This window comes from Streptomyces sp. 8K308, assembly GCF_004348315.1.
Lineage (GTDB): Bacteria > Actinomycetota > Actinomycetes > Streptomycetales > Streptomycetaceae > Streptomyces.
Map to the genome: position 1 here is coordinate 1 of NZ_SMKC01000525.1, position 3,255 is coordinate 3,255.

General features: G+C 74.9%; 4 protein-coding genes. All 4 read right to left on the minus strand.

From position 1 onward, the window contains the following. Nucleotides 1-68: 68 nt before the first annotated feature. Nucleotides 69-698, minus strand: a complete 630-nt coding sequence (locus E1265_RS35135; protein ID WP_132935008.1) for a thymidine kinase — start codon at nt 696-698, stop codon at nt 69-71. Nucleotides 699-732: 34 nt separating this feature from the next. After that, nucleotides 733-1,956, minus strand: a complete 1,224-nt coding sequence (locus E1265_RS35140; protein ID WP_132935009.1) for a nucleotide pyrophosphatase/phosphodiesterase family protein — start codon at nt 1,954-1,956, stop codon at nt 733-735. Further along, entirely contained in the window at nt 1,953-2,540 is a 588-nt protein-coding gene (locus E1265_RS35145) for a DUF5998 family protein (RefSeq protein WP_132935010.1), read from the minus strand. The genes E1265_RS35140 and E1265_RS35145 overlap by 4 nt, the downstream gene beginning before the upstream one ends. Nucleotides 2,541-2,639: 99 nt before the next feature. Beyond that, on the minus strand, nt 2,640-3,255 hold a 616-nt coding region (locus tag E1265_RS35150), incomplete at its 5' end, for an acetate--CoA ligase family protein (RefSeq protein WP_207931339.1).

Consider the following 3,255-nt stretch of genomic DNA (forward strand, 5'->3'; position numbering starts at 1 on the left):
GGGTGGGTGGGCGCGGCACGACCGCGCCATGGCCTACGCCAAGCGCGCAGCGGAAGCCCAGCGAGGCGTCAGTCCAGTGTCGCGGCCGTCGGTGCAGTGGCCGCCGTCAGGCGGTCGCGGTGGTGGCGCCGGCACAGGACCTCGTAGCCGACCTCGGCCGTCGCCGCCGCGCCGACGTCGCCGACCACCACCTGCGCGCCCTCGACCACCATGCGCCCGCCCTCCGTGCGGGCGTTGTGCGTGGCGCGCGCCCCGCACCAGCACAGCGCCTCGACCTGCAACACCTCGACCCGGTCGGCCAGTTCGATCAGCCGCTGCGAGCCGGGGAACAGCTTGGTGCGGAAGTCCGTGGCGATACCGAACGCGTAGACGTCGACGCTCAGGTCGTCGACGACCCGCGCCAACTGGTCCACCTGCTCGGGCGAGAGGAACTGCGCCTCGTCCGCGATCACGTAGTCGACGCGCTCGCCGGCGGCGAGACACGTGAGCAGGTGGGCGTGGAAGTCGAACTTCTCGTCGGCCTCGGTCGCCTCCGTCACCAGGCCGAGCCGCGACGAGAGCAGGCCCTCGCCGGCTCGGTCGTTCCGCGTGAATATCAGCCCGCGCAGCCCCCGCGCCGAGCGGTTGTGCTGGATCTGCAGGGCGAGGGTGGACTTCCCGCAGTCCATCGTGCCGGAGAAGAAGGCGAGTTCAGCCAAGGGTTCCTGCTCCAAGTAGGTGCTGCTGGCGGCTTCAGGTGCGGACTTCGAGGAGCGGCACCAGCTGCTCGGCCGGGGTGACCGAACCGTGCATGCCGACGAGCGCGGACTCCCTGGGCTCGGATTCGCCCGCGACGACGGCGGCGTTCCCGGTCATGGCGACGACCACGTCCCCGACGCGCTCCCGCACCCTGGGCTCAAGGTCGACGCCCGGTGGCCCGAACCAGCCGAGCTCGACGGCCTCGTCCCTGGTCACCACCCAGGCGTGCTCGGCCAGCACCTCACGCCAGACGGCGTGCACGTCGGCGGTCGCGCCCGGCACCGCGTAGAGGTGGCGGGCCCGGCCCTCGCCGCCGAGGCGGGCGACGCCGGCCCGCAGCTCCCAGTCCTCGTCGAAGTCGAAGCGCGCCTCGGGGGTGGGTGGCACGTCCACCATGCCGTGGTCGGCCGTGACGTAGAGCGCCGAGCGGGGCGGCAGCTGTTCGGCGAGGCGGCGGGCCAGGCCGTCCACGTAGGCGAGCTCGGCCAGCCAGGCGTCGGAGGCCATGCCGAACCGGTGTCCCACGCCGTCCAGTTCGGCGTAGTAGGTGTAGACGAGGGCCCGGTCGGCGACGGCGAGGCGACCGGCCGCCAGGTCCATCCGCTCGCCCGCGTCCCGGCGGCCGAGGAAGGTGCCGCCGGAGAGCGCGACCCGGGTGAGCGGGGTGTGCTCAAAGTGTGGGGCGGTGACCTGGGCGGCGGCGACGCCGACCGCGTGCGCCCGCTGGAAGATCGTCGGGTGCGGCTGCCAGAGCGCCGGGTCGGTCCAGGGGTCCCAGCGCAGCTGGTTCATCAACTCACCGGTGGCCGGGTCGCGGACCTTGTATCCGGCGAGGCCGTGCGCGGCGGGCACGAGGCCGGTGCCGACGGAGGCGAGCGAGGTCGCCGTGGTGGCGGGGAAGCCGGCCGTGATGGGGCGGCCGGTGCCGGCGCGTGAGCTGGGCAGCAGCGAGGTGAGGAACGGCGCCCGGTCCGGATGGGCCCGCAGCGCCTCCCAGCCGAGGCCGTCCACCAGGAAGACGCAGACCCGGTCGGCCGGCGGCAGGTGGAGGCGCGAGGAGAGCCCGGGGACGCCGAGCCCGGCCGCGGCGGCGGGCAGCACGTCGGCGAGGGATCCCGTGCCGTACTCCGGCGCTGGGGCCCGGCGCGGATCGAGCGGCGCCGGTTCTCCGGCTGGGGACGGCTCCGTCCCCCAGCCCCCCGGCCGGGGGTGGGTCACCTGGTGGCCACCGCCGTCGCCTCGGAGAGCGCCTGGGCGAACTCCAGCGTCTGACGGACCGTCTCCGGGCCGTCCCCGGCCTCGCTGATGCGCAGTGACAGGTCGTCGGCCGTGGTGGAGCCCGTGTAGCCGTGGTCAGCCTCGCAGTTGGGGTCGCCGCAGTTGGCCGGCTCCATGTCGATCCGGGAGACGGCGCCCCAGCCGATGGTGAGCACGACCTCACGGGGCAGCGTGCCCGGCACGTAGGACTGGGGGTCGGAGACGACGCGGCTGAGCACCACGGAGGAGATCCGGGACAGCTTCACGGACTCGGTCGAGGTGGTGGCGTAGGGCGCGGGGGCCGAGCTGTCGGCCGACTGCTCGTCGGTGTGGCTGACGATGAACCGGGTGCCGGTCAGCACCAGCACGGTGGCGTGCCGGCGCACCTCGTTGCTGTCGAAGGTCGTCTCCTGGTGGACGAGGAAGGAGATGACGGGCTCCCGCCCCACGGCCGCCTCCACCGCCTCCGCGACCAGCGCGGGGTAGTAGCCGCTGCGCTCGATTGCCTCCCGCAGCCCCTGGGACGTCGTACCGGTCTTCGCCATACGGTCCATCCTACGGGTCGCCTCGGACGGTGGTGGGGCCGTTGTCCGGTCTGTTCTCGGGGGGCTGACTCGCGGGCCCGCGGCCGTCCGCGCGGCGTCCTAGAACGCGGGCAGCCGACGCGGTCCGAGGTCGAGGCGCGGCGGTGGGGACGCCACCCGGATCGTGGCGCCGAGCACGGTGACCCCGTGTGGGGCGACGACCACCGGCTCGAGCTCGACGGCGGCGATCTCGGGGCGGTCGTCGAGCAGCCGGCCGAGGCGCAGCAGCGTCTCCTCGAGGGCGGCGGTGTCGACGGGCCTGGCGCCGCGCCAGCCGAACAGCATGGGGGCGGCCCTGATGGCGCGCACCAGCTCGCGCACGTCCCGGTCGGTGACCGGGAGCAGCCGGTGGGCGACGTCGCCGAGGAGTTCGGCCGGGGCCCCGGCGAGGCCGAAGGAGAGCACCGCGCCGACGGCCGGGTCAACGGTGGCCCGCACCACGGTGTCCACCCCGCGCGGGGCCATCCGCTGGACGACGGGCCGCAGTTCGGCCGGGTCGCCGAGCTGCCGGGTGAGCTCGGCGTAGGCGCGGCGCAGCTCGCCCTCGGTGGTCAGGTCGAGCCGGACGCCGCCGAGGTCGGGGCGGTGGCGCAGCCGGGCCGCGGTGGTCTTGAGGGCGACGGGGAAGCCGACGCGACGGGCGGCGGCGACGGCGGCGCGCGCGTCGGGCGCGGGG

Coding starts and splice junctions, on each gene's coding strand:
- E1265_RS35145 (WP_132935010.1), bottom strand. CDS start 2,540: ATGGCGAAGACCGGTACGACGTCCCAGGGGCTGCGGGAGGCAATCGAG.